Origin of the sequence: Micropruina sp., from assembly GCF_047602085.1 — a bacterium.
Taxonomy (GTDB): domain Bacteria; phylum Actinomycetota; class Actinomycetes; order Propionibacteriales; family Propionibacteriaceae; genus Micropruina.
The window spans coordinates 682,348-705,952 of the sequence record NZ_JASGID010000002.1 but is presented as its reverse complement, the minus strand read 5'-3'; the positions used below and the strand labels follow the sequence as shown (position 1 = coordinate 705,952).

The following is a 23,605-nucleotide window of genomic DNA, read 5'->3' as shown; positions in this document are numbered from 1 at the left end:
AGTCAGCCGCGGCAGCGGGTGACTTCATAGAGGGCGATGCTCGCCGCCACCGAGGCGTTCAGCGACTCGACCGCCGACGTGATCGGAATCGACACCAGCACGTCGCAATTGTCACGCACCAGGCGCGAGAGTCCCTCGCCCTCGGAGCCCACCACCAGCAGCACCGGGCCGTCGACCCCGGGAATGCCGGCCACGTCGAGGTCGGCCTCGCCGGCCAGCCCGGCCACCACGAAGCCCGCCTCGCCGTACTGCTTGAGCGTGCGGTTCAGGTTGCCCGCCCGGGCGACCGTGAGTCGTGCCGCGGCTCCCGCGGAGGTCTTCCACGCCGCTGCGGTCACCTGCGCCGAGCGGCGCTCGGGAATGATCACGCCGGCGGCTCCGAACGCCGCGGCCGAGCGGATGATCGCGCCCAGGTTGCGGGGATCGGTGACCTGGTCGCAGGCGATCACCAGTGCCGGGTCGGGCGCATCCAGGGCTGCCGCGAGCAGGTCGTCGGGGTGGGCGTACTCGAACGGCGGCAGTTGCAGGGCCACTCCCTGGTGCACACCCCCGCCGGTGAGCTTGTCGAGCTCTGAGCGGGTGGCCGCCAGCAGCGCGATGCCGTGGTCGGCGGCGTACTTCAGAATGTCGCGCAGCCGGTCGTCACGCTCCACACCGTCGGCCACGTAGGCCCGCCTGACCGGCAGCCCGGCCTGCAGCGCTTCAAGCACCGGGTTGCGGCCGAACACCCAGTCGTCACCGGCGCGCGGGGTGTCGCGTCGGGGCCGGTTGCTCCGGCCCTGACCGGACGTGGTCTTGCCCGGCTCGTTCGGCCTGCGCTTGCGATACGCCTTGTGGTAGGGACGATCCTCGGCCTTCGGCGTCGGACCCTTGCCCTCCAGGCCGCGCCGCACCCGGCCCCCGGAGCCGGCGGTGTTGCCACTGCCAGTGCCCTTGCCGCGCTTGCGGACGGCACCTTGACGAGACGAGTTTCCGGGCATCAGGCCTCCAGGCTCCAGCGCGGGCCGTTCGGGGTGTCGTCCACCTTCAGGCCCAATTTGTTCAGGGTGTCGCGAACGGCGTCTGCCGCCGGCCAGTCCTTGCGGGCCCGAGCCTGGGCGCGCTGCTCCAGCAGCGCCCCGACCAGGCCGTCGACCACGGGTTTCAGGTCGTCCCCGGCGGCGGCGTCGGCCCACTCGGGCGACGCGGGGTCGAGACCGAACACCCGCAGCATCATCCCCACCGCCGCCTGCGCGGCCCGCACCGCTTCCAGGTCACCGGCTTCGAGCGCGAGGTTGCCCTCCTTGACGGTGCCGAACAGCACCGCCAGTGCCGTCGGGGTGCCGAGGTCGTTGTTCATCGCGGCCGAGAACTCCTGCGGTAGCCGCGCCGCGTGTCCGAACGGCAGATCCGGTCCCGCCGCCGCCGCCCGTTGCAGAAAGCTGTCGATCCGGGCCAACTGGGCTGCCGCCTCGGCCAGCGACGCTTCGCTGAGCTCGATCGCCGAACGGTAGTGCGGCCCGGCCAGCCAGAGCCGGACGGCCCGTCCGCCGTGCTTGGCGACCGCCGCGGCCACATCGGCGGTGTTGCCCAGCGACTTCGACATCTTCTCGCCGGCCATGGTCACCCAGGCATGGTGCATCCAGTGCCGGGCGAAGCCGCGACCTGCGGCGCGCGACTGGGCCTGTTCGTTCTCGTGGTGGGGAAAGCGCAGGTCGAGGCCGCCACCGTGAATGTCGAAGGTTTCACCGAGGTACTTGCCGGCCATCGCCGAGCACTCGATGTGCCAGCCCGGACGCCCGCGCCCCCACGGGCTGAGCCACGATGCGGTTCGTGGCTCGGACGGCTTGTGCGACTTCCACAGCGCGAAGTCGCGCGGGTCGCGCTTGCCGCGCGAATCCTCACCCTCAGCGGGTTCGAGGTCGTCGGCCCGCTGCCCGGTCAGCTCACCGTAGGCGGGCCAACTGGCGACGTCGAAATAGACGTCGGCGGTGCCCTCGATCTGGTAAGCGTGCCCGCGCTCGATGAGCTCGCCGATCAACTCGATCATCTCGGGCACGTGCCCGGTCGCGCGCGGTTCGTAGGTCGCGGGCACGCCGAGCGAACGGAACGCCGCACCGAATGCCTGCTCGTAGCGGTAGGCGTGGGCCCACCACTGGTGACCGGCTTCGGCCGCCTTGGCGAGAATCTTGTCGTCGATGTCGGTGACGTTGCTGACCAGGGTGACGGCATGGCCGGTGAACTCCAGCCAGCGCCGCAGCACGTCGAAGTTCACCCGGCTGCGCATATGCCCCAGATGCGGAGCGCCCTGCACGGTGGGCCCGCACACGTAGATCGACACCCGGCCGGGCCGCAGAGGTTGAAACTCGACGATCTCGCGGCGCAGGCTGTCGTACAGGTGGAAACTCACCGGCCGAGTGTACCGAGGCTCAGCCCTTGGCCCGGCGCAGGGCGGCGATGTCGAGCACGCCGGTCGGTTCGGGAAGGTCTTCAGCGTCGACCTCCCACGGGTCTTCGGGCATGGCGCCCTCTTCGTCGAGGTAGCCCTGGCTGGGGTCGAACGGGTTGGCCAACTGCCGGCTGCCCTCATTGAGCGGACGACTGTTGATCGCCTCATCGGGCAGGCCCTCGAGCACATCGCGAATGTAGCCGTGGGTAGCGTCGACCAGCGGCACGTCGCGGTGCTCACGCTGCGAGGCGTACCACCGGTAGTCGAGCACCTCGTGAAAGATCTGCGCCGCGTCGCGCTTGCCCCGCAGCCGGGCCGGAACGGCCGTCACCACCGGTTCGAAACTCTGGGTGAGCCATTGGTGCGCCACCAGCGCCTCGTCGGCGTGCTGCTGGTTGGTGCGGAACCGGAACGTATCGAGATCGTTGAGCAGCCGCCGGGCCTGGTTCTCTTCGACGTCGAGCCCGGTGAGCCGCAGCAGCCGCCGGGTGTGGTGCCCGGCGTCGACCACCTTGGGCTGAATCCGCACCCGCGAGCCGTCCGGTGAGGTGGTGATGTCGAGTTCGGCCACATCGAAACCGAGCGCGTTGAGCCGCCGCACCCGGCTCTCGATGCGGTCGAGTTCAGTGCCCGCGAACTCCTCGACGCCGGTGAGCTCAGCCCACAGCTCGCGGTAACGGGCGGTGATGGTGTCGACCAGTGCCAGTGGGTCGAGCGACTCGTCGAGCAGTTGCCCGGCCTCGAGGTCGCTGAACTCGCCGAACAGATTGGTGGTGGCGATCATCAGGTCGTGCTCGCGCTGGCCCTGGGTGAGCGCCACGTGCAGTTCGGCGGTCTCGGCGTCGACCAGGTAGGCGGCGAACTCGCCGGCGTCACGCCGGAACAGGATGTTCGACAGCGACACGTCGAGCCACAGAAAGCCGATCAGGTGCAGCCTGGCCAGCAGCACCACCATGGCGTCCAACAGCCGGCTCACCGTGTCGGGGCGGACGCCCTGGCTGAACAGTGAGCGGTACGGCAGCGAGAAGTCGAGGTGCCGGGTGATCAACACCGGGTCGAGCGGTTCACCGCCCACGCCGCGCCGGTCGGTGATCACCGCGAGCGGCTCGACGGCAGGGGTGTCTTCACGCGCCAATTCCTGCAGCATGCGGTACTCGTGCACGGCTGCGGTTTCGATGACCTCTTTGGCCGCATAGACGTCGCTGCCGACCTTGATGAAGCGCACGACGTGGCGCGAAATGCCGCGCGGGAGGGCAACCAGGTAGTCCTCGGGCCATTCGGCCAGGGGCAACTCCCAGGGCAGAGGAATGAGCCGCGAATCTGGCTTCGCCGACAGGATGCGGGGCATGGCAGATATTGTGCCAGCCCAAACCCACATTGCCGACGGGCCACCCCCCTGCGACGGCGGCCTCAGGCGGCGGCGGTGTCGCTCCGTTCGATCGCCTCGACGAGCGCGGTGGCCAGGGCGTCGAGTTCGACGCGCAGGGCGTCGACGACCCGGTCTTGCGCGTCGAACGACTCGCGCCCCGGGGCGATCACCGCCGGCAGCGGCCGGGCGCCGGCGATACGCAGGGTGAGGGTCAACTGCTCGGCCACCGTCGGGCCGGTCTTGGGGCTGAGCGGTGCGGTCAACAGGCCGACCGGCTTGCCGGCGATCACCGCCGCACCGCGGGGACGCGAGGCCGTGTCAATGGCGTTCTTCACCTCGGCGGCCATCCCGCCGTTGTAGGCCGGGCTGGCGATCAGCAAGCCGTCGGCCGCCGCGACCGCCGCGCGAAATTCGGTCACCGTGGCACCGCTATGGCCGGCGGCGTCCCGGTCGGCGTCGTAGAACGGCAGCGTGGTGAGGTCGAAGCCGGTCACCGTGGTGCCGGCGGGCAGCTCTTGCACAGCCGCTCCGGCCAGCCGCGCATTGATCGAGCCGCGCCGCGTGCTGCCGACGAGAACCAGGATGTTCATGACGTCACTCCATAAGTAGTCAATGTCTTGACTAAATCGTCGCGCACCGGGCCGAGAAAGTCAACTCGTTGACCATTTGCGCTACCATCGACCCATGGCAGGGCCGCAACCGATCGACGTCTGCGCGGCGGACGACGCGGGGCGCGCTCCGCTGCCTCGGCTGCTGGCCGAGGCCGAGGCCGTTTTCGCCATCGAATTCGACCGCCGGATGCGCACCAGCGAGTTCCCCAGCCTGTCTCTGGCCCACGCCCGCAACGTGCTGCGCCAATTGGGCGATGAGCCACGCCGGGCGAGCGACATCGCCACCGACTGCGGAGTGTCGAAACAGGCGCTCAGCCAACAGATCGCGCACCTCGAGCAGACCGGGCTGGTGCGCATCGTCCCGGACCCGACCGACGCCCGGGCCCGGCTGGTCACCCTGACCGAGGCGGGCATTCGCGCCCAGCACTTGGTGCGCACCCTCTTCGTCGAGATCGAGCGCGACTGGGCGGGTGAGTTCGGCGAGGACGACCTGGCGGCGCTGCGGCGCGTGCTGCAGGCCCTCTCGGGCCGCCGGCGCGTCAAACCCTGCTGAACTGCGCACACCACCGGGCGCAAACGCGGCACTGCCCCGGGCCGAAGCCCGGGGCAGTGCTGGTCGGCAGCAGCGTCACGACAGGCGTGCGCCGCTCTTATTGCTGAACACATGCAGCTTGTGGCCCTCGCCCGCGGCAAAGCGGACGGTGGTGCCGCGCTCCGGCGGGGTGCGACCCGACAGGCGGGCCACGATCTGCGGTGCCGACAGCTTCTCGTCGTCGCTGAGGCCAGACAGGGTGCCGTAGGTGAACGCGTCGGCGCCCAGCTCTTCGACCACGGCCACATCGACGGCGATGCCGTGATCGCCGAGTTCGAAGTCCTCGGGACGGATGCCGATGGTGAGGGTGCCCTCATCGCCGGCCTTGGCGAGCACGTCACGCGCGACGGGAACAGTCCAGTCACCGACCACGACGCCGTTCTCGTTGACCTTGCCGCTGATCAGGTTCATCGCGGGCGAGCCGATGAAGCCGGCCACGAACACGTTGCTCGGCTTGTCGTAGAGGGTCAGCGGGCTGTCGCACTGCTGCAGGATGCCGTCCTTCATCACCGCGACCCGGTCGCCCATGGTCATGGCCTCGACCTGGTCGTGGGTGACGTACACGGTGGTGACGCCGAGGCGGGTCTGCAGCGCGGCGATCTGGGTGCGGGTCGACACGCGCAGCTTGGCGTCGAGGTTCGACAGCGGCTCGTCCATCAAGAACACCTGCGGCTGACGAACGATCGCACGACCCATGGCGACGCGCTGGCGCTGGCCGCCCGACAGTGCCTTGGGCTTGCGGGCCAGGAAGCTCTCCAAGCCCAGCAGGTGCGCGGCCTCCATGACGCGGGCGTCACGCTCGGCCTTGGGCACGCCGGCCATCTTCAGGGCAAAGCCCATGTTGTCGCCGACGGTCATGTGCGGGTACAGCGCGTAGTTCTGGAACACCATCGCGATGTCGCGGTCTTTGGGCGGCAGGTCGGTGACGTTGCGATCGCCGATCCAGATGGCACCGGCGTTCACCTCTTCGAGGCCGGCCAGCATGCGCAACGAGGTGGACTTGCCACAACCCGAGGGACCGACCAGAACCATGAACTCGCCGTCGCCTATCTCGAGGTTGAGCTTGTCAACCGCGGGGTGATCGGCACCGGGGTAGACGCGAGTCGCGTCCTTGAAACTAACTGTGGCCATGCCAACAATCCTTTCCACGGGCAGGTACGTGCCCGACGATCCGTAGTGGAAACCCATCGCGAGATGACGCGACGGCTGCATTTTCGCACGCGCAACGGCTTCGCTCAAACGTATTAGTGAGTTTCTGGACACGATTTCGGAGAAGCTGTCGCACCAGCCCCGAGCGGATCGGCGGGTAGGCTCCGCGGGGTGACGACGAACCCTGGCGACGGCATCGAACCCGACGCGACCGCCCGCGAGTGGTGGGAAGACCCCGGGCTGCCGTGGAAGCACAAACCCACCCGGGCCGACATCGCCTGCCTGTCGTGGATGGGGGTCGCCTCGCTCTACGGGCTGGTGCTGCTGCCGCTGCGTCCGGTGATGCTGGGTCTGGCGCCGCACCTGCTGGGGTCGCTGGGCTACCGCACCGGCCTGGTGATGGTGGGCGCCCTGGGTTCGGTCGGCGACCCGTGGTGGCCGCTGGTCGGAGTGCTCGGCAGCCTGGCGGCGATGAAATTCGACTGGATCTACTGGTGGGCCGGCAAGCTGTGGGGCCACGGCCTGATCGAGGTCTGGTCCGGACGCTCCGAACGCGCCCGGAGGCGCAACCAACGGGCCATCGCCTTCACCCAGAAGTACGAGACCTGGGCGATCTTCGTCACCTACCTGCCGATTCCGATCCCCGCGGCGGTGGTGTACGCGGCGCTCGGCGCGGCCGGCACCGGGATCAAGAAATTCCTGGCGGTCAGCTTCGCCGCCTCGCTGCTCAGCTCGGCGCTCTACATCTACCTGGGCTGGACGATCGGCGAACCAGCCGTGGAGTTGCTCAACAGCTACGGGAACCTGCTCTGGTACGTGTCGCTGGCCATGCTGGCCGGCATCATCGTGGTCGCCGTCTGGCGTGCCCGCACCGGCAAGAAGTCTTCGTCGGTGCCTGGGCCTGGCGTCTAGCCGCGGCAAGGGGTTTGCCCGAGCTCCGCCGGCGGTAGGCGCGTTGATCGGCGCTTCCTGGCCTCAGGTGCGCACGATCAGGTCGGCGCGTTGCCTGGTGCCGTCGGCGCCGAAGAGCTCGCGCTCCTGGGCCGCCCAGCGCTCCCAATTCGGCCGGTAGGCCTCGCCGTCACGTTCGATGCCCCGAATCATCCGGGTGTCGTGGTCGGCCTCGACCCACACCCGCGCGGCGATGAACGGCGCGGCCGGGTCCACGGTGCTGGCACAGCCCTCCACGATCAGCACCGGCGCCCCCGGAACCTCGACCCACTCGGCCCAGGTCGACGTGTTCCAGTCCCAGCGGCGATAGCCGGCCGGTGCGCCACAGGCCAGCGGGCGCAGCACCTGATCGGTCAGCAGGCCGGCAGCCTGCGCCAGCCCGTCCCACCCCGGGAACAGGTCGTCCATGTGAATGACAGGCGCACCCAGCAGGTCGGTGAGGGCCTGCGCCAGCGTGGTCTTGCCCGACCCGCTGGGCCCGTCGATGCCGATCACCACGCTGCCGCCGCAACGCGGTTCGGCCCGCGAGGCACACTCGATCACGGTCTGCGCTGCCTTCATCACCGGTGATCCTACGCCCCCAAGCGGCTCCGCTAAGGTGTGCTGATCGCCACCGAGGGAGTACTGAACCGTGTCTGAGCTTGCGGCCACCGCATCTGACATCTACCGCAACATGTTGTCCGTCATCGAAACGGTCGAGCCGCGGATCGCCGAGGCAACCCGGTCTGAGCTGACCGATCAGCGGGCGTCGCTGAAGCTGATCGCCAGTGAGAACTACGCCTCGCTGCCGGTGCTGCTGACGATGGGCACCTGGTTGTCGGACAAGTACGCCGAGGGCACCGTCGGGCACCGCTTCTACGCCGGTTGCCGCAATGTCGACACCGTCGAGACCGTGGCCGCCGAGCATGCCCGCGAGCTGTTCGGCGCCGACTACGCCTACGTACAACCGCATTCGGGGATCGACGCCAACCTGGTCGCCTACTGGTCGATCCTGGCGCACCGGGTGGAGTCGCCGGCACTGGAGCGACTGGGCGCCAAGAACGTCAACGAGCTCTCCGAGGACGACTGGGAGACGCTGCGCAAGTCGTTCGCCGAGCAGCGGGTGATGGGCATGAGCCTGGACGTCGGCGGCCACCTGACCCACGGCTTCCGGCCGAACATCTCGGGCAAGATGTTCCACCAGCGCTCCTACGGGACGCACCCCGACACCCAGCTGATCGACTACGACAAGCTGCTCGCCGACGCCCGCGAGTTCAAGCCGCTGATCCTGGTGGCCGGCTATTCGGCCTACCCGCGCCGGGTGAACTTCGCGAAGATGCGCGAGATCGCCGACGAGGTGGGCGCCACCCTGTTCGTCGACATGGCGCATTTCGCCGGACTGGTCGCCGGCAAGGTGTTCACCGGTGAGGAGAACCCGGTCCCCTACGCGCATGTCGTCGCCTCGACCACCCACAAATCGCTGCGCGGCCCGCGCGGTGGGTTCGTGCTGTCGACCCCCGAGTACGCGCCCAGCGTGGACCGCGGCTGCCCGATGGTGCTCGGCGGCCCGCTCTCGCACATCATGGCCGCGAAGGCGATCGCCTTCGCCGAGGCCCGCACCGACGCCTTCCGCAGCTACGCCCAGAAGGTCGCCGACAATGCCCAGGTACTGGCCGAGGGGCTGATCAAGCGCGGCGCCACGCTGGTGACCGGCGGCACCGACAACCACCTGGTGCTGATCGACACCGGCTCGTTCGGCATCACCGGACGGCAGGCCGAGTCGGCCCTGCTCGACGCCGGCATCGTGACCAACCGCAACTCGGTGCCCAACGACCCCAACGGCGCCTGGTACACCACCGGCGTCCGGATCGGCACCCCGGCGCTCACCTCGCGCGGCTTCGGCGCGTCCGAGTTCGACCGGGTCGCCGAGCTGATCGTCAACGTGCTGGCGAATACGACCGCCACCACGACCGCGGCCGGCACCCCCGGCAAAGCGAAATACACCCTGGCCGACGGGGTCGCGGGGGCCACCAAAGCGGCCGCGGCCGAACTGCTGGACGCCAACCCGCTCTACCCCGGCCTGGAGGTCTAGCGGGCGAAGAGCTTGCCCTGGATCGTGGTGATCAGCCGGTTCAGCGAGGCCGGCAGGTCGGCCAGATGCCAGTCGTCCGGCGCGTGGTACCAGTCCAGGTCGGTCGAATCGGCGTGGTCGTCGGTGTCGGCGTCGACCAGCGCCTGCAGCCACCGCTCGTAGCCGCCCAGCACCACCGCGTAGGGCAGCACTGCCGACAGTTCGGCGAGCTCGCGGCCCTTCGGCAGTTGGTCGGTCGGGTGACCGAGCAGTTGCGCCCGCAGCAGGCCGAGCCCGCTCATCAGCGCGACCCCCTTGGCGCTGCGGGCCGGCATCTCTTGGCCCAGGAACACCACCAGCAGCGACACCACGATCAACGCCAGGCCGAGCAAGCCGAAGCCGGTGAAAGCGGCCAGCAGCACGGTGGCCAGCACCGCGACCACGAAGAAGCCCAGGCCCGCCTTGAACCAGGTGGTGCGGGTCTGGTCGGGTCGCTGGGCAAACCAGCCCAGTTGCACGACGTCGTCGTAGAGCTGGTCCTGCACCTCGCCGACCACCGAGCCGACTACCGCGGGCAGGCTCGAGACCGGCGCCGGCTGGCCGCCCTCGGGCGCGACGGCGTCGAGCAGGGTCTGCTCATAGGGCCGCAGCGCATCGCCACCGTCGAGCCGGGTGAGCGTCCACTCCCCCTGCGCGTAGGCCGACGACTTGGGCAACTCGGTGAACCGCAGGTGCCCCCGCACCGCCAGGTCGATCAGGGTGGCGGTGACGTCGACCGGGTCGACCCGTTCGTCGACCAGGGTGCCGACCTGGCCGGGACGAACGCCGTCCAGCACCCGGAACTCGGCCTCGCCGGAACCGACCGGGTAGAACTCGGCCACCAGGGTCTGCTCGCCGCCACCGGCCGCGTCGCGTCCGATCCGGCGGTGCAGCACCCAGAAGGCGAGCCCGCCCAGCAGCAGGGCGAGCAGTGCCAGCCAGAGCTGCAGCGGCTCGGTCGAGAAGGCGCGGCCCAGGGTCCACAGTTCGCGCACCTGCTCGTTGGGGGTGACCGCTCCGGCCGGGAACCGGACGACCGCCTCGACCACCTCGCCCGCGCCACGGGGGCCGTCGGTGAAGGTCGGATTGGGGTTGTCGTGGGTGCCGCCGCCCCAGAAGGTGCACACCCCAGGCGAGACCGGCGGGCCTGCGTTGCACTGCACCAAATCGATCATCGTGGGCACCGTAAGGGTTGCGGTGAACTGCTTCACCGGCAGGCTCAGGCCCTGCAACAGCCGCCAGGCCACGCTGGTCTCGCCGCTGGCCTCTTTGATGGCCGCGCCGGTCACCACGTAGCTCAGCACCACCGGCCCGGCCGCAGCCTGGGTGGGCATCGTGACGACGGTCTGGGCGCCCTCGTTGGTGACGGTGGGGTTGACCGACTGGCCGCCGACGGTGACCGCGATGTCGTTGAGCTGGAAGACGTACTCACGGTCGCCGATCGCCGTGCGGGTGGTGGCGAACTTCTGCACCAGGGTCGCCGGAGCGGTGCCGTCGAAGGTGATCGTGGCGGTGACCGCGAGCGAGCCGTCGGAGTTGATCGCACCCTGCACCGCGTAGCGGTCGACGATCTCGGCCGCGTGCGCCCGCGGCGCCGAGGGCCCGGCCACGACGGCGACCAGCACCAGCAGACCGGCGAGCAGTCGGGTGAGCGGACTACCAGGCAATCTCGACACGATCGAACCCTTGCATTGAGGCAACACGGTGGCTGCATTGAGGCAACACGGTGGCGCGGAGCGCAGCACGAAACTACCGCATACCGACTCAGTGTGGCCGTTGCCGCAACCTCGGGTCCGGGCGCTCGGCAGGGGCCTGTCGAGCGCCCCGACCATTACAGTGTTCGGGTGACGCAGCAGTATCCGCCCCAGCAGCAGTACCCGCCGCCATGGGGTCAGCCGCAGGGCTGGCCCGCGCCCCAGGGCCAGCCGAACGTCGGCTGGAACCGTTCCCAGCAGGCGTTCGGGCAGGTCGCCTGGCCCCAGCAGCCCGGCGGATTCCAGCAGCCCGGCGGATTCCAGCAGCAGCCCTGGGGGTATCAGCAACCGGCTGGCTACCCCCAGCCCGGGCAGTTCAACCAGGCGCCCCGGCCGCGCAGCCCGCTGAGCCGCATTGTGGTGCTGCTGGTGGTGCTCTGTGGCCTGCTGTTGGCCGGTGTGGTGGTCGCCAACGCGCTCGGCGGCGGCTCGTCGAACACCACGCCCACCCCACAAGACACCTGGAGCCCACCGCCGCCCGACCTCAACCCCCCCGACCTGCCGTCGCCTACGACCTACAGCGAGGCCACCGAGTGGCTGCAGAAGAACAAGGTCTACAGCCAGAACACCACGATTCCGACGGCCTGCCCGAATCTGCAGCCGATCGATGCCACGAGCGCGTCCGAGTCGGAGTTGACCGCGCACCTGCAAGAGTTGACCTCGTGCCTGGTGCGGGTGTGGAAGGAACCACTCGAGGCGGCCGGGTTCGAACTGCCGCGCCCCCCGGCAACGGTGTACAGCCAGACGATCCAGACCGCCTGCGGCAAGTTCGACGACCTGGAGAATGCCGTCTACTGCGGCGCCGACCAACGCATCTACTACGGCAAGGCGCTGCCCGATGTCTTTCCGGCGAACCTGCGCAGCACCACGTTCCTGATGGAGATGGTGCTGGCCCACGAGTTCGGCCACGCCATTCAATACCGCACCGGCATCGGCATCGCGAGTGCGGCATGGGAACAGCGGCAGAGCACGCAGGCCGCGGCCAACGTCTTCTCACGACGCCTGGAGATGCAAGCCGACTGCTTCGCCGGCATGTGGGTGCACGCGGTGGCTGAGTCGCAGGGGCTGAGCAGCGGCGACCTGAATGGCCTGAGCCAGATCGCCTACACCATCGGCGACGACGTGCTCTCGGGCAAGACGAACATCGATTCCGGCCACGGCCTGGGCGCCACCCGGCAGAAGTGGTTCGAAACCGGCCTGACCGGTACCGGCAGAATCGGCCAGTGCAACACCTACACGGTTCCCGCCGGCCAGGTGCGCTGACCTTCGGGCCGACGCTCAGGCCGGGTGATGGTGCAGCGGACGGCCCACCTGCGCGAAGCCCAACCGGGCGTACACCCCTCGGCCCGCCGGTGTCGCCGACAGGGTGGCGGGCAGCCCCGGCGCCACAGCCACCGCCGCCTCGGTGAGCAGTGACCCGATGCCGCGGCCCCGGTAGGCCGGCATCACCGCGACCGCACCGAGGTTGTTCACCCGTCCGGTCACCATCGACAGCGCGGTACCGACGCCCTCGCCGTCGATCTCGGCCACCAGCAAGGTGACGCCCGGCAGCCGCTGGGTACCCGGCGGCTGCAGCTCACCCGAGGTGGCCGGCAGCTCACCGTCGGCTGCCAGAAACGCCAGGTACTCGAACCAGGCGACGTCGTCATCGGTCTCGGCCCGGCGAACCCGCAGGCCCCGAACCTCCGGCAGGCCGGCCCGGGCGGCACCGGAGCGGATCATCCAATACCCGGCGGGTTCGGCCTGCCGCCCGGGCAGCAGCAACCGCGCGAAGCTGTCGCAGACGATGCCGGGCACCTGCTGGGGCACGGTGGCGTCGGGGGCCAGGGTGACCGCCCCGAACAACAACCGGTGCGGCACGCCGCCGGTGGCCCGTCCGAGGCGTCCATCATCGGCCCAGCCAGCACCCAGCGACGCGTAGGCCGCGCCGTGCCACGCCGCTTCGCCGTGCGCGCACAGGGCGATGGCGTCAGTCAGCGCGATCGGGTCAGTCAGGGCGATTGGGTCAGTCATCGGGCCACGACGAGCGCAGTCGCGATGGCCGCCAGGCCCTCGCCGCGGCCGGTCAGCCCCAGCCCGTCGGTGGTCTTGCCGGCCAGTGACACCGGCACGCCCAGAGTCTCGCTGAGCAGGCGTTCCGCCTCGGCTCGCCGCGGCAGCAGCCGGGGCCGGTTACCGATCACCTGCACCGCCACGTTGCCGATCTCGAAACCGGCGGCCCGCACCAGGGCTGCGATCTCGGTGAGCAGCCGCACTCCCGACGCCCCCGCCCACTCCGGACGGTCGGTGCCGATCGTGCTGCCCAGGTCGCCCAGCCCGGCCGCCGACAGCAGCGCGTCGCAGATGGCGTGGCAGGCGACGTCGCCGTCGGAATGGCCGGCCAGCCCCCGCGGCTCGTCGGCGAAATGCAGCCCGGCCACCCACATCGGCACGCCGTCGGCCAGCGCGTGCACGTCGCTGCCGATGCCCACCCGGGGAAGGTTCACCCTTGGCTCCTGATCACCGGCGCCGGTTCGGCGGGCAGCTTGAGAAGGGCATGGGCCAGGTCGAGATCGGTGGCCGAGGTGATCTTGAGCGCGGTCGTCGCGCCCTCGACCAACCCGACCGGGTAACCAGCGGCCTCGCAGACCGAGAGATCGTCGGTGCACTCGATCTGCTGTTCGGCCGCGTAGCCATGGCTGGCTTCGAGCACCCCCAGATCGAACCCCTGCGGGGTCTGGACGGCCCGCAGCCGGTCGCGATCGACCACCGTCAAGCGCCCGTCCGGCGCCTCTTCGCGAATCGAGTCGGCCACCGGAATCGCCGGGGCGACCGCCACCGCGCCCTCGCCGATGGCCTGGATCACCCGGGCCACCACGGGTGCCGGCACCAGCGGACGAACCGCGTCGTGCACCAGCACCACCCGGGCCTCGCGCAACGCGGGGTCCATCCGAATGGCCTCGATCCCCCGGCGCACCGACGCCTGGCGGGTTTCGTCGCCCTCGACCAGGGTGACCGGAATCGGCGAGCCGGCCAGCGCCGGCTGAAAGTGGTGCTCGCCGTTGCGGGGGATCACCACGACCGCGTGGGTGCAGCCCCCGGCCGCCATGGCCTCGACCGAGATGGCCACCACGGCCTTGCCGGCCAAGGTGGTGACGGGTTTCGGCACGGGGCCGCCGAAGCGAACCCCACGCCCGGCGGCGACGACGACGACGGGTACGGGCTCAGGCACAAGCGGCAGTATAGGTCGGCGGACCGTCGGGCCGGGGCCGGGGCCGGGGCCGCGAGAATCATGACCGGCGGCTCCCCCCCCCATGCGAAACCGCCCGCCGCGTGAAATGCGCGACGGGCGGTGTTCAGGTGAATCAGTTCAGGAGGCGAGAACCTCGTCGAGCAGAACCTCGGCCCGATCTTCGGCAACCTTCTCGGCCAGCGCCAGCTCTGACACCAGAATCTGGCGAGCCTTGGCCAGCATGCGCTTCTCGCCCGCGGACAGGCCCCGCTCGCGTTCGCGCCGCCACAGGTCACGCACGACCTCGGCCACCTTCATCACGTTGCCGGAGTGCAATTTCTCGAGGTTGGCCTTGTACCGTCGCGACCAGTTGGTCGGCTCTTCGGTGTGCGGCGCCCGGAGTACGTCGAACACCCGAGCCAGACCGTCCGCGTCCACAACGTTGCGGACGCCGATCTCGTCGAGGTTCTGTGCCGGCACCCGAACCACCAGATCATTCTGGCCAACAATGCGCAGGACCAGATAGAGCTTGTCCTCGCCTTTGATCGTCCGGGTTTCAATGTCTTCGATGACGGCCGCCCCATGATTGGGGTAGACCACCGTCTCACCGACTTCAAAAGTCATCTTATGCAGACCCCTTTCCAGTCACCCATGGTAGCACGGGCAGGCCAGCCATTCGAAACGTTCGTCCTAGCCAGAGGCACTTTAGGGGGTTGACAAAGATGGCTGCGCTGTGCCGAGACCGGCCCTTGTAAGCCAGGAATTCTGTCGCAAAACGCCTCTGACAACACAAGATGTCGCCGTCATGGCCGTCGTCGGGCCACCTGCTGTTCACCGTTTGCAAACGCCGCTGGGCCCGCCGGCGAACCGGCGGACCCAGCGGGAGAACGGACGGCTCAGGCCGCCACGGCCGGCTGCTTGGCAGGCCAGAACTGCTTCATCGCGATGACGGCGATCGCGGCAATGATCGCACCGGCGACCAGCGCGATCAGGAAGCCGAAGGCATTGGTCATCAGCGGCACGACCAGCAGGCCGCCATGCGGGGCCCGCGAGCCGACGCCCATGGCCATCGAGAGTGCTCCGGTGACGGCGCCGCCGGCCATCATCGAGGGGATCACCCGCAGCGGGTCGGCCGCGGCGAACGGAATGGCGCCCTCAGAGATGAAGGCGGCACCCAGCAGCCAGGCCGCCCGGCCGTTCTCGAGCTCGACCTCGGTGAACAGCTTGGAACGCACCGTGGTGGCCAGCGCCAGGGCGATCGGGGGCACCATTCCGGCGCACATCACCGCGGCCATGATCTGGAACGACGACGTGGTCTGTGCGGCCAGCCCGGCGGTGGCGAACAGGTAGGCCGCCTTGTTCACCGGGCCACCCAGGTCGAAGCACATCATCAGGCCGAGCAGCAGGCCCAGCGCGGCGCCCGCGCCACTGGCGGCCATGCCGTCCAGCCCGTTGGTCATCGCCTTGGTCACGTTAGCCAGCGGGGCACCGAGGAACAGGTACATGACGAGTCCGACAATCGCGGTGACGATGAGCGGAATCACGACCACCGGCATCAGGCCGGCGAGCCAGCGGGGTACGTTCCAGCCCGACATCCACAAGGCGATCACGCCGGCCAGCAGGCCGGTGACCAGTGCGCCGAGGAAGCCGGCGCCCAGCGTTCCCGCCACCACGCCGCCGACAAAACCGGGCGCGATGCCCGGGCGTCCGGCCATGCCGAAGGCGATGTAGCCCGACAGCGCCGGCAGCAGGAAGCCGAAAGCCGCCCCGCCGATGGTGAATAGCAGCGCGCCGATGTAGTTCATGAAACCGGCGTTCCAGCCAGCAGCCTGAATCAGGGCACCGATGGTGTCACCGTTCGCTCCGGCCGCCTGGGCCGCGGCACAGGCCGTCGGGTCGGCCCAGAGCAGCTCGGCGCACTCCCGCGCACCGCGGAAGCCCGGGGCCAGCGCGACGTCGAAGCCGGCCATCGCGAAGCCGAGAGCGATCATCAGACCGCCGGCGGCCACGAACGGGATCATGTACGACACACCGGTCATCAGGGCCTGCTGGGTACGCTTGCCGGCGCTCAGTTGGCTGCCACCCTGCGCGGACGCGGCGGCCGAGGCGTCGCCGCTCACCTTGCGGGCGTTGGGGTCCTTGGCGGCCGCGAGAGCCTCCTCGATCATCTTCGCCGGCTCGTTGATGGCGCGCTTGACGCCGGACTCGATCACCGGCAGCCCGGCGAACCGCTCCTTGTCACGGACGCCGACGTCGGTGGCGAAGATCGCCGCCGACGCCCCGGCGATGATCGCCGGAGCGATCGGGGTGACCTTGCCGGAGCCCTGCGGTTCGACGTGCAACTCCACGCCTGCCGCCTTGGCGGCCTGCTCCAGGGCGTCTGCCGACATGAACGTGTGGGCAATACCGGTGGGGCAGGCGGTGACCGCCACCAGGACCACCTTCTCTTCGGCCGCGGCGGACGCAGCCGCAACGGGTGCCGCGGCGGCAGCGGCCGGAGCGGCGGCGGCAGCCTCCTCCTCGGGGTGGATCGCGGCGTTCACCAGGGCGACCACGTCCTCGGGAGTCTCCGCGGCGCGCAACCCGTCGGTGAACTCCGAGCGCACCAGGTTGCGGGCCAGCAGGGCCAGCAACTCAAGGTGGGCGTCGTCGGAGCCCTCGGCGGCCGCGATCATGAAGGCGATGTCGGCGGGGCCGTCGAAAGCCCCGAAGTCAACCGGCGGCTTCAGTCGGGCGAAGGCCAGGGAATTGGTGGTCACGGCGGCGGAGCGGCAGTGCGGAATGGCGATCCCGCCACCCAGGCCGGTGGCAGCCTTGGCTTCACGGGCCAGGGCGTCGGCCTCAAGGCCGGACGCTTCGGCCCGACCGGCCTTCGCGACCAGCTCGGCCAGATTGTGGATCACATCGTTCTTGGTCGGACCAAGATCGACGTCGAGCACAACCAGATCAGCAGTGATCAGGTCCTGCGACATGTGGTGTGTCCTTTCGGGTTTCTGAAGTCAGCCGAGGTCGGTGATGACGACGTCGGCGGTATTGAGGTGCTCGGGCCTGGGCAAAGCGCTTCCGGCCATGGATGCCGCGGCGGAGCCGTACGCCACAGCAGTTCGGAGTCGTCCGGGGGCGGCTTCTCCCCCGCAGTCGGCCAGTACGTATCCGGCCACCGATGAGTCGCCCGCGCCAACGGTGCTGCGCGGGACGATGGGGGGTGGGCTGGCGTGCCAGGCACCGTCCGCGGTCACCAGGACCGCGCCGGAGGCGCCCAGGGTGCCCATCACGGCGGTCACGCCGCGCTCCACCAGGCTGCGCGAGGCCGCCACTGCCGCGCTCGGGTCACCGGCCTTGGCTGCCGCCTCCAGCTGTTCGGCGTCAGCGCCGGTGAGCTGGGCAAGCTCGTCCGAGTTCGGCTTCAGCAGGTCGGGAGCCGCATCGGGGAAGTTGTCGACCAGGGCCTGCAGCGGCTCGTCGGAGGTGTCGACGGCCACCTTGACCCCCAGCGGACGCAGCCGGCGCACCAAGGTGGCATAGAAGTCGACGGGCACGCCGGGCGGCAGCGAACCCGAGAGCACCACCCATTCGGCACCCGCGGCCTGCTCGACGACCAGGGCGGCGAGTCGTTCGACCAGCTCGCCGGTGAGCAGCGGGCCGGGCTCGTTCAGCTTGGTGGTGGTGCCGTCGGGCTCGGTCAGGGTGAGGTTCATCCGCACCCCCTCGGCCACCGGAACGGTGCGGTACGCCACGCCGAGCTGGCGCAGCGCCCCCAGGATCGGGTCCGAATCCGGGGCGGGCAACACGGCGGTCACCGGGTGCCCCGCGTAGTGAATGGCGCGGGCCACGTTGACCCCCTTGCCACCGGGCTCGACAGTGACCCCACTGACCCGCTGCACCTGGCCGCGCGCCAGGGGCGCGTCGAGGGTGGCAGTGCGGTCGAGGCTAGGGTTCGCGGTGAGCGTGATGATCATGCGACGACTACCTCCAATCCTGCATTGACAAGCTGTTGTCTGTCAGCTTCGGGCAAACCCGAGTCTGTGACCAGTACATCGACCTCATTGAGCGCGGCGAAGCTGATCAACAGCGTGGCGCCGACCTTCGACGAATCCGCCAGCACGACCTTGCGGCGGGCCGAGCGCACCATCGCTCGCTTCACCGCGGCCTCGTCGGGGTCGGGCGTCGAGAGCCCGTGCCGCGGGGTGATGCCATTGGTGCCCAGAAAGACCACGTCGCAGTGCAACCGGCCGAGCGCCTCGACGGTCTCGCCGCCGACGGTGGCCTGGGTGATGCCCCGGACCCGCCCACCGAGCAGGTGCACGGGGCTGTTCTGCAACTGGGCCAACTGCGACGCGATCGGCACCGAGTTGGTGACCACGGTGTGCTGCTGTGCGGCCCCCATCGCCGCGGCCAGGCGTGCGGTGGTGGTGCCGGAGTCGATCAGCACCGTCGAGCCGGAGCCTGCGGGCAGGAAGGCGAGTGCGGCCTGGCCGATACGGCTCTTCTGAGCTGAGAAGGCGGGTTCGCGTTCGGCCACCGCGGTCTCGACCAGCCGGACGTTCTCGGCCGGCACCGCACCGCCGTGTACCCGGCGCAGAATGCCCCGGCGGTTCAGCACGTCGAGATCGCGCCGAACGGTTTCGGTGGTGACGTCGAAGCGCTGGGCCAACTCGGTGACGGCGACCCGGTCGTGGCGCATCGCCAGGTTGACGATCGTCCGCTGGCGTTCTTCGGCGTACATCGGCGCGATCACCCTCTCCCTCGTTGGATTATGTGGAGTATTGCGCCACTCCAGAGCGCTGTCAACGCAAATCAACACATCTTCAACTGAATCCATATGTAGATGGCTGTCACTGGTTGTGCCGGTGCAGGGATGACGGCAACGGCAGGCAACGGGAGCGCGCCAAAACGAGGCACCATTCGTTAGGCTGACCACCACGAACCGGGCGACCACAAGGAGTTCAGATGGCCAGCACCCTGCAACGACTCGGAGCCACCCTGTGCGTGCCGTTGGCGCTGGCCATGAGTGGTTGCGTGGCGTCGTTCCAGACGACGCAGCCGTACACGCCCGCCGAAGGGGTTAACACCCAGGTCGACGCCATGAAGGTGCGCAATCTGCTGGTGATCGCCGACCCGACCGGCAAGGGGGTGATCAGCGCCTCGCTGGTGAGCTACGCCGACGACACCCTGACCGCCGTTGCGGGCACCCCGCTGAAGACCGACGGCACCCCCGGCAGTGCCCTGACGGTGACCTCGACCGGCCTGCCGCTGACCTTGCCGGCCAACACCCTGTTCGTGCTGACCGATCCGCCCACCCGCATCGCGGTGAGTTCGCCCGATCTCGAGGCGGGGCTGCTCGCCAAGCTGACGCTGACCTTCGCCAAGGCCGGCCCGGTCACGATCGTGGCGCCGGTGCGACCGTCGTCCGACCCCGAGTTCTCCGGCATCGTCGTGGGCGGCTGACCCGGCTCACGCCTCGAGCTTGTACCCCAGGCCGCGCACCGTGACCAGCAGGCGCGGCTCGGTCGGGTCGGTCTCGACCTTGGCCCGCAGCCGCTTCACGTGCACGTCGAGGGTTTTGGTGTCGCCTACGTAGTCGGCCCCCCAGATGCGGTCGATCAACTGTCCGCGAGTCATCACCCGGCCGGCGTTGCGTAGCAGGATCTCAAGAAGTTCGAATTCCTTCAGGGCCAGCTTGACCGGCACGCCCCGCACCCACACTTCGTGCCGCTCCACGTCCATCCGCACGTCATCGATCTCGAGCACGTCCGGTTCGAACTCGAAGTCCTGGCCGCGACGCAGCACGGCCCGAATCCGGGCCACCAGTTCACGGTGACTGAACGGCTTGGTCACGTAGTCGTCGGCGCCCAGTTCGAGGCCGACCACCTTGTCGATCTCGTCGTCGCGGGCGGTGACCATGATCACCGGCACCGAGCTGCGGGCCCGCAGCCGTCGGCACACCTCGGTACCGGGCAGCCCGGGCATCATCAGGTCGAGCAGCACGATGTCGGCGCCACCGCGGTCGAACTCGGCCAGGCCGATGGTGCCGTCGGCGGCCTCGACCACGTCGAAGCCCTCCTTGCGCAGCAGATAGCCGACGGTCTCGCGGTAGGCGTCCTCGTCTTCGATCAACAAAACCCGGGTCATCCGGCCGTCCCTTCGGATTGGTGGTCTGACAGTTGGGCGGGCAGCCGCAGGGTGAAGGTCGAGCCCTGACCCAACCGGCTCCACAAGGTGACTGTGCCGCCGTGGGCCGAGGCGACGTGCTTGACGATCGACAGCCCCAGACCGGTGCCGCCGTTGGCCCGGCTGCGCCCGTAGTCGACCCGAAAGAAGCGTTCGAAGACCCGCGGCTGGTCGGCCTCGGCGATGCCGATGCCGTTGTCTGACACGGCGATCTCAGCCCAGTCACCGGTGCTGTCGTGCAGCACCCTGGTGGTCACCACCACTCGCGCCCCGGCGTCGGAGTAGGCGATGGCGTTCTGAATCAGGTTGCGCAGGGCCGCCTCGATGTGGTTGCGGTCACCGCGTACCACCGCGGCCACGGACGGCTGGTGGGTCAGCGTGACCCGCCGGTTGTCGGCCTGGGCCCGGGCCTGGTCGAGCATGTCGTCGATCACGCTGTCGACCTCGATCGGCACCGCGGCCAGCAACGGGTCGGTGGACTGCAGCCGCGACAACGCGATGATCTGAGCGATCAGCTCGTTCAGCCTGGCCGCCTCGGTGGTCATTCGCCCGGCGAAGTGCCGGACCGCCGCGGCGTCGTCGGTCGAGTCGGCGATGGCCTCGGCGAGCAACGAGATGGCCCCGATCGGCGTCTTCAGCTCGTGGGTGATGTTGGCCACGAAGTCGCGCCGGGTCTCGTCCACCCGCAGCGCCTCGGACCGGTCGTCGGCCACCAACAGCACCAGGCCGTCACCGAGCGGGGCCACCCGCACCGCCAGCGGCCGGTTCGGCAAGCCCAGCGCGCCCGGCACCTCGATGTTCAGCACCCCCGGCTCGTCGTCGCGGCGGGCATCGCGCACCAGTTGCAGCACCTCGGGCTGGGCGATCCGGCTGCCGCGCAGCACCCCCGAGGCCGCGGCACTGATCGACTCGGCCAACAGCTCGTCGTGCGGCCCGAACACGGCGGCCGGGCCGCGCAGATGCTCCACCGTGGTGCGCAACTGGGAGGGCATTAGGGGAATGGGTTCGCCGCCCTGTGCCGGGGCGCTCCGGGCACGCACGACAGTGATCACGAGCAGTGTGATCAAGGCGCCGAGCGCGGCACCCAGAACACTGGCGACGAGCGGGCTCACCTCTCGGATCATAGGCGCAGCCGGTCGTTCGTTTCGGCACTCGGTGCTCCGAGCCGCGAGAGAGTTCACCGACTGTTCACCTCATCTTCGCCGGGTCGGGGCAATCGCTCACCGGCCCGGCATAGGGTGGACGCGCCGTCAGGACCGCCGCCGGGCGAGGCTGAAAGAAGGAGAGCATGCGCGAGAACTACCGCGAAGACCTGAACAGCGTTGTCGAAGACCTGGTGCTGATGACCGAACGGGTGGGTGCCGCCGTCCGGCTGAGCACCAAGGCGCTGCTGGAGGCCGACCTCTCGGTGGCCGAACGGGTGATCGGCGACGACGCCCAGCTCGATGCCCAGCACGACGAACTGGAGGCCCGCTGTTTCGTGCTGCTGGCGCGCCAGGCACCCGTGGCCGGCGAGTTGCGCACGATCGTTGCCGCCATGCGCATGGTCGCCGACCTGGTGCGCATGGGCGACCTGGCCTGCCACGTCGCCAAGATCGCCCGGCTGCGCTACCCCACCAAGGCCGTGCCCGAGGGCCTGGTGCCCAACTTCGAGTTGATGGCCCGGGTGGCCGAAGAGATGGTCGCCACCGCCGGACGAGCCCTCAATGACCGCAATGCTCACGACGCCGCGAAGCTGGCCGACAGCGACGAAGAGATGGACGAGCTGCGCAAGAGCCAGTTCCGCATTCTGCTCGGCAGCGAGTGGCCGTACTCGGTCGAGGCCGCCGTCGACGTGGCACTGCTGGGCCGCTACTACGAGCGCATCGCCGACCATGCGGTGATCATGGCCGGCCGGGTGATCTACGTGGTGACCGGCACCCACCCCGAGGGCGAGAACTGGACCTACGCCTGAGCGTCGACCTTCGTCGGTCGAGCGTGTCGAGACCTGGATCGGCACAAGGGTTTCGACAGGCTCAACCAGCGACAGGCTCAACCACCGCCAGGCTCAACCACCGGCGGGCGCGAGTCCCCGAAACGCCGAAACCCTCGCGGCAGTCCGATCGAATCGGACTGCCGCGAGGGAATGATCGGTGTTACTTCTTCTTACCCTGGTTCTTGACCGCCTCAATGGCCGCCTTGGCGGCGTCCGGATCGAGGTAGGTGCCGCCCGGGGTGACCGGACGCAGGTCGTCGTCCAGCTCGTAGTGCAGCGGAATGCCGGTGGGAATGTTCAGCCCGGCGATGGCCTCGTCAGAGATCGTGTCGAGGTGCTTCACCAGGGCGCGCAGCGAGTTGCCGTGAGCGGTCACCAGCACAGTCTTGCCGGCGCGCAGGTCGGGCACGATCGAGTCGTACCAGTAGGGCAGCATCCGGATCACCACGTCTTTGAGGCACTCGGTCTTGGGCCGGGCCTCCGGCGGCAGAAAAGCGTACCGCGGGTCGTCGAACTGGGTGTTGGGGTTGTCGTCGGCGATCGGCGGCGGCGGGGTGTCGTAGGAGCGGCGCCAGAGCATGAACATCTCCTCGCCGTACTGCTGCAGCGTCTCGGCCTTGTTCTTGCCCTGCAGGTCGCCGTAGTGGCGCTCGTTGAGCCGCCAACTACGCCGAACCGGAACCCAGGTACGGCCGCAGTTGTGCAGCGCCAACTCGGCGGTGTGGATGGCCCGCAACTGCAGCGAGGTGTGCAGCACATCCGGCAGCAGGCCGCTGCTCTTCAGCAGGGCACCGCCGCGCTTGGCCTCGCCGACCCCCTTTTCGTTGATGTCGACATCGACCCAACCGGTGAACTGGTTCAGGGCATTCCATTCGCTCTCGCCGTGGCGGAGCAGGATCAGGTTCGCACTCATGAGGGGAGCCTAGCGGCGGAAACCCTCGCCGGGCAGGCGTCGCGACGATTCGATCCGGTCATTGGGACGGGCGGTGAGCCGGCCCCGGACGCAGGCCCTGACCCAACCGTTCAGCGCCGAAGGGCCCCGAACCCACGACCGGTCTCGACACGCTCGACCGGCAGTGGTTGAGCGTGTCGAAACCTCAGCTCTTGTCGCTCGGCGGCAGCCGAAAGTTGAAGAAGGCCCGGCCGAAGGCCCAGACCGCCAGCAGCGCGATCGGAGCGAACAGCCAGCCGCCGGGCGGCCCCGACGCGCTCTGGGTGAAGTGACCCGACTGAATCAGCCAGAAGCAGGTGACCGCGGCGACCACCGCGACCATGAACCAGGGCCAGTTGGGTTTGGGCACGGGT

Annotated in this window: 24 protein-coding genes; 6 read left to right on the top strand and 18 right to left on the bottom strand. The window is 69.3% G+C overall.

Annotation, left to right across the window (positions count from 1 at the left end; all coding sequences use genetic code 11):
* Positions 1-2: 2 nt before the first annotated feature.
* From rlmB to QM721_RS04050, 4 genes are all read right to left on the bottom strand, one after another.
* Positions 3-980: a 23S rRNA (guanosine(2251)-2'-O)-methyltransferase RlmB gene (rlmB, locus tag QM721_RS04065; protein ID WP_415119241.1), complete on the bottom strand. Its 978-nt coding sequence runs from the start codon at positions 978-980 to the stop codon at positions 3-5.
* Positions 980-2,389 carry a cysteine--tRNA ligase gene (cysS, locus tag QM721_RS04060; protein ID WP_415119239.1) on the bottom strand — a complete coding sequence of 470 codons (1,410 nt, stop codon included), beginning with the start codon at positions 2,387-2,389 and terminating at the stop codon, positions 980-982. The genes rlmB and cysS overlap by 1 nt, the downstream gene beginning before the upstream one ends.
* A gap of 19 nt (positions 2,390-2,408) precedes the next feature.
* Positions 2,409-3,776 (bottom strand): DUF4032 domain-containing protein, encoded by a 1,368-nt coding sequence (locus tag QM721_RS04055; RefSeq protein WP_415119237.1) that lies wholly within the window; start codon positions 3,774-3,776, stop codon positions 2,409-2,411.
* A gap of 62 nt (positions 3,777-3,838) precedes the next feature.
* Positions 3,839-4,387 carry an NADPH-dependent FMN reductase gene (locus QM721_RS04050; protein ID WP_415119235.1) on the bottom strand — a complete coding sequence of 183 codons (549 nt, stop codon included), beginning with the start codon at positions 4,385-4,387 and terminating at the stop codon, positions 3,839-3,841.
* 94 nt (positions 4,388-4,481) lie between these two features.
* Here QM721_RS04050 and QM721_RS04045 point away from each other — a divergent pair, with 94 nt between their 5' ends.
* The gene (locus QM721_RS04045; RefSeq protein ID WP_415119233.1) at positions 4,482-4,961 is read left to right on the top strand and encodes a MarR family winged helix-turn-helix transcriptional regulator; all 480 of its coding nucleotides are present in this window, start codon (positions 4,482-4,484) and stop codon (positions 4,959-4,961) included.
* Positions 4,962-5,036: 75 nt separating this feature from the next.
* Here QM721_RS04045 and QM721_RS04040 read toward each other — a convergent pair whose 3' ends face one another.
* Entirely contained in the window at positions 5,037-6,131 is a 1,095-nt protein-coding gene (locus QM721_RS04040) for an ABC transporter ATP-binding protein (RefSeq protein ID WP_415119231.1), read from the bottom strand.
* Between the two features lie 189 nt (positions 6,132-6,320).
* Between QM721_RS04040 and QM721_RS04035 the strand changes: the two genes are divergently transcribed.
* Entirely contained in the window at positions 6,321-7,061 is a 741-nt protein-coding gene (locus QM721_RS04035) for a DedA family protein (RefSeq protein ID WP_415119229.1), read from the top strand.
* Positions 7,062-7,124: 63 nt separating this feature from the next.
* Here the strand turns inward: QM721_RS04035 and QM721_RS04030 are convergent, their stop codons facing one another.
* Complete coding sequence (locus QM721_RS04030) at positions 7,125-7,661, bottom strand: uridine kinase family protein (protein WP_415119227.1); 537 nt, start codon at positions 7,659-7,661, stop codon at positions 7,125-7,127.
* A 70-nt stretch (positions 7,662-7,731) separates the two neighbouring features.
* Between QM721_RS04030 and QM721_RS04025 the strand changes: the two genes are divergently transcribed.
* On the top strand, positions 7,732-9,171 hold the full coding sequence (locus tag QM721_RS04025; RefSeq protein ID WP_415119225.1) for a glycine hydroxymethyltransferase: 1,440 nt from the start codon (positions 7,732-7,734) through the stop codon (positions 9,169-9,171).
* On the opposite strand, the gene QM721_RS04020 is transcribed toward QM721_RS04025, so the two are convergent.
* Positions 9,168-10,865 carry a DUF2207 family protein gene (locus QM721_RS04020; protein ID WP_415119223.1) on the bottom strand — a complete coding sequence of 566 codons (1,698 nt, stop codon included), beginning with the start codon at positions 10,863-10,865 and terminating at the stop codon, positions 9,168-9,170. The genes QM721_RS04025 and QM721_RS04020 overlap by 4 nt on opposite strands.
* A 168-nt stretch (positions 10,866-11,033) precedes the next feature.
* Between QM721_RS04020 and QM721_RS04015 the strand changes: the two genes are divergently transcribed.
* A complete protein-coding gene (locus QM721_RS04015; protein WP_415119221.1) occupies positions 11,034-12,206 on the top strand; it encodes a neutral zinc metallopeptidase in 1,173 nt (390 codons plus the stop codon).
* Between the two features lie 15 nt (positions 12,207-12,221).
* Here the strand turns inward: QM721_RS04015 and QM721_RS04010 are convergent, their stop codons facing one another.
* From QM721_RS04010 to QM721_RS03980, 7 genes are all read right to left on the bottom strand, one after another.
* The gene (locus QM721_RS04010; RefSeq protein ID WP_415119219.1) at positions 12,222-12,956 is read right to left on the bottom strand and encodes a GNAT family N-acetyltransferase; all 735 of its coding nucleotides are present in this window, start codon (positions 12,954-12,956) and stop codon (positions 12,222-12,224) included.
* Positions 12,953-13,429: a 2-C-methyl-D-erythritol 2,4-cyclodiphosphate synthase gene (ispF, locus tag QM721_RS04005; protein ID WP_415119217.1), complete on the bottom strand. Its 477-nt coding sequence runs from the start codon at positions 13,427-13,429 to the stop codon at positions 12,953-12,955. Before ispF ends, QM721_RS04010 begins: the two co-directional genes overlap by 4 nt.
* Positions 13,426-14,154: a 2-C-methyl-D-erythritol 4-phosphate cytidylyltransferase gene (gene ispD / locus QM721_RS04000; protein WP_415119215.1), complete on the bottom strand. Its 729-nt coding sequence runs from the start codon at positions 14,152-14,154 to the stop codon at positions 13,426-13,428. The genes ispF and ispD overlap by 4 nt, the downstream gene beginning before the upstream one ends.
* Before the next feature lie 138 nt (positions 14,155-14,292).
* The gene (locus QM721_RS03995) at positions 14,293-14,778 is read right to left on the bottom strand and encodes a CarD family transcriptional regulator (protein ID WP_415119213.1); all 486 of its coding nucleotides are present in this window, start codon (positions 14,776-14,778) and stop codon (positions 14,293-14,295) included.
* A 272-nt stretch (positions 14,779-15,050) separates the two neighbouring features.
* Positions 15,051-17,126 (bottom strand): fructose-specific PTS transporter subunit EIIC, encoded by a 2,076-nt coding sequence (locus QM721_RS03990; protein ID WP_415119211.1) that lies wholly within the window; start codon positions 17,124-17,126, stop codon positions 15,051-15,053.
* A 27-nt stretch (positions 17,127-17,153) separates the two neighbouring features.
* On the bottom strand, positions 17,154-18,113 hold the full coding sequence (locus QM721_RS03985; protein WP_415119209.1) for a 1-phosphofructokinase family hexose kinase: 960 nt from the start codon (positions 18,111-18,113) through the stop codon (positions 17,154-17,156).
* Positions 18,110-18,880 carry a DeoR/GlpR family DNA-binding transcription regulator gene (locus QM721_RS03980; protein WP_415120108.1) on the bottom strand — a complete coding sequence of 257 codons (771 nt, stop codon included), beginning with the start codon at positions 18,878-18,880 and terminating at the stop codon, positions 18,110-18,112. The genes QM721_RS03985 and QM721_RS03980 overlap by 4 nt, the downstream gene beginning before the upstream one ends.
* Positions 18,881-19,104: 224 nt before the next feature.
* On the opposite strand from QM721_RS03980, the gene QM721_RS03975 reads away from it, so the two are divergent.
* Positions 19,105-19,602 (top strand): hypothetical protein, encoded by a 498-nt coding sequence (locus QM721_RS03975; RefSeq protein ID WP_415119207.1) that lies wholly within the window; start codon positions 19,105-19,107, stop codon positions 19,600-19,602.
* Between the two features lie 6 nt (positions 19,603-19,608).
* On the opposite strand, the gene QM721_RS03970 is transcribed toward QM721_RS03975, so the two are convergent.
* Together QM721_RS03970 and QM721_RS03965 are read right to left on the bottom strand one after the other, a co-directional pair.
* A complete protein-coding gene (locus QM721_RS03970) occupies positions 19,609-20,286 on the bottom strand; it encodes a response regulator (RefSeq protein WP_415119205.1) in 678 nt (225 codons plus the stop codon).
* The gene (locus tag QM721_RS03965) at positions 20,283-21,437 is read right to left on the bottom strand and encodes a sensor histidine kinase (RefSeq protein ID WP_415119203.1); all 1,155 of its coding nucleotides are present in this window, start codon (positions 21,435-21,437) and stop codon (positions 20,283-20,285) included. Before QM721_RS03965 ends, QM721_RS03970 begins: the two co-directional genes overlap by 4 nt.
* A gap of 176 nt (positions 21,438-21,613) precedes the next feature.
* Here QM721_RS03965 and phoU point away from each other — a divergent pair, with 176 nt between their 5' ends.
* Complete coding sequence (phoU, locus tag QM721_RS03960; protein WP_415119201.1) at positions 21,614-22,279, top strand: phosphate signaling complex protein PhoU; 666 nt, start codon at positions 21,614-21,616, stop codon at positions 22,277-22,279.
* Positions 22,280-22,460: 181 nt separating this feature from the next.
* Here the strand turns inward: phoU and QM721_RS03955 are convergent, their stop codons facing one another.
* A complete protein-coding gene (locus QM721_RS03955) occupies positions 22,461-23,213 on the bottom strand; it encodes a phosphoglyceromutase (protein WP_415119199.1) in 753 nt (250 codons plus the stop codon).
* Positions 23,214-23,397: 184 nt separating this feature from the next.
* The gene (locus QM721_RS03950) at positions 23,398-23,601 is read right to left on the bottom strand and encodes a hypothetical protein (RefSeq protein WP_415119197.1); all 204 of its coding nucleotides are present in this window, start codon (positions 23,599-23,601) and stop codon (positions 23,398-23,400) included.
* Positions 23,602-23,605 lie beyond the last annotated feature (4 nt).

What these genes read in the sequence shown, in the direction of transcription:
- rlmB (WP_415119241.1), bottom strand. Translation starts at nt 980, where the DNA reads ATGCCCGGAAACTCGTCTCGTCAAGGTGCCGTCCGCAAGCGCGGCAAG.
- QM721_RS04055 (WP_415119237.1), bottom strand. Translation starts at nt 3,776, where the DNA reads ATGCCCCGCATCCTGTCGGCGAAGCCAGATTCGCGGCTCATTCCTCTG.
- QM721_RS04050 (WP_415119235.1), bottom strand. Translation starts at nt 4,387, where the DNA reads ATGAACATCCTGGTTCTCGTCGGCAGCACGCGGCGCGGCTCGATCAAT.
- QM721_RS04045 (WP_415119233.1), top strand. Translation starts at nt 4,482, where the DNA reads ATGGCAGGGCCGCAACCGATCGACGTCTGCGCGGCGGACGACGCGGGG.
- QM721_RS04040 (WP_415119231.1), bottom strand. Translation starts at nt 6,131, where the DNA reads ATGGCCACAGTTAGTTTCAAGGACGCGACTCGCGTCTACCCCGGTGCC.
- QM721_RS04030 (WP_415119227.1), bottom strand. Translation starts at nt 7,661, where the DNA reads ATGAAGGCAGCGCAGACCGTGATCGAGTGTGCCTCGCGGGCCGAACCG.
- QM721_RS04010 (WP_415119219.1), bottom strand. Translation starts at nt 12,956, where the DNA reads ATGACTGACCCAATCGCCCTGACTGACCCGATCGCGCTGACTGACGCC.
- QM721_RS03995 (WP_415119213.1), bottom strand. Translation starts at nt 14,778, where the DNA reads ATGACTTTTGAAGTCGGTGAGACGGTGGTCTACCCCAATCATGGGGCG.
- QM721_RS03990 (WP_415119211.1), bottom strand. Translation starts at nt 17,126, where the DNA reads ATGTCGCAGGACCTGATCACTGCTGATCTGGTTGTGCTCGACGTCGAT.
- QM721_RS03985 (WP_415119209.1), bottom strand. Translation starts at nt 18,113, where the DNA reads ATGATCATCACGCTCACCGCGAACCCTAGCCTCGACCGCACTGCCACC.
- QM721_RS03980 (WP_415120108.1), bottom strand. Translation starts at nt 18,880, where the DNA reads ATGTACGCCGAAGAACGCCAGCGGACGATCGTCAACCTGGCGATGCGC.
- QM721_RS03975 (WP_415119207.1), top strand. Translation starts at nt 19,105, where the DNA reads ATGGCCAGCACCCTGCAACGACTCGGAGCCACCCTGTGCGTGCCGTTG.
- QM721_RS03970 (WP_415119205.1), bottom strand. Translation starts at nt 20,286, where the DNA reads ATGACCCGGGTTTTGTTGATCGAAGACGAGGACGCCTACCGCGAGACC.
- phoU (WP_415119201.1), top strand. Translation starts at nt 21,614, where the DNA reads ATGCGCGAGAACTACCGCGAAGACCTGAACAGCGTTGTCGAAGACCTG.
- QM721_RS03955 (WP_415119199.1), bottom strand. Translation starts at nt 23,213, where the DNA reads ATGAGTGCGAACCTGATCCTGCTCCGCCACGGCGAGAGCGAATGGAAT.